The sequence below is a fragment of the Lelliottia sp. GFLA7 genome, from assembly GCF_056490165.1.
In genome coordinates this window covers 1-467 of the sequence record NZ_JBWLAQ010000061.1, presented here as the reverse complement: position 1 = coordinate 467, position 467 = coordinate 1, and the positions used below count along the sequence as shown (strand labels likewise).

Genomic DNA, 467 nt, shown 5'->3' with positions numbered 1-467 from the left:
CAAGACCACCAAGCTGGACGGGGTCTCCCTGTCTGCCGGTTGGGCGCGGCAGCTGCCTGATCAGCTCGTCGGCGACAAAGAGACTCCGCCGGCGATGATGAAGGCGACCTGCTTCGGCGAGTACCCCGATCTGCGTATCGAGGTTGAAGGCCCCGACAACGCGACGATGCGCGCGACAGCGGGCGAGCAGACGATGAGCTTCATGTTCGGGAAGAAGGGTCCGATCGAGGTTCAGCCTCCAGCGTCCAGCTACACCTGGGGGCCGACTGGCCTGGAGATCGACCTCGATATGTCGACGCGCACCGACAAGAAGGAGCAGCAGCTCTCGAAGGACGTCTTCGGCGACGAGTTCGGCTGGATGAGGGTTCGAATGCTCGTCACCTGCTCCTGATCGACGCCGGTTGCGAGGTGAGCTGATCCTCGGCGCGCGTTCGGACTTCGCCGTCGAGTGCGGCCGGGCTCTCTTC

1 protein-coding gene is annotated in these 467 nt (G+C 64.2%); it reads left to right on the top strand.

The genetic code is table 11. The annotated features are described in order from the left end of the window. Nucleotides 1-391, top strand: a 391-nt coding sequence (locus tag AC07RN_RS21140; RefSeq protein WP_478337242.1) for a hypothetical protein, incomplete at its 5' end; no start/stop codon positions are given. Nucleotides 392-467: the final 76 nt, after the last annotated feature.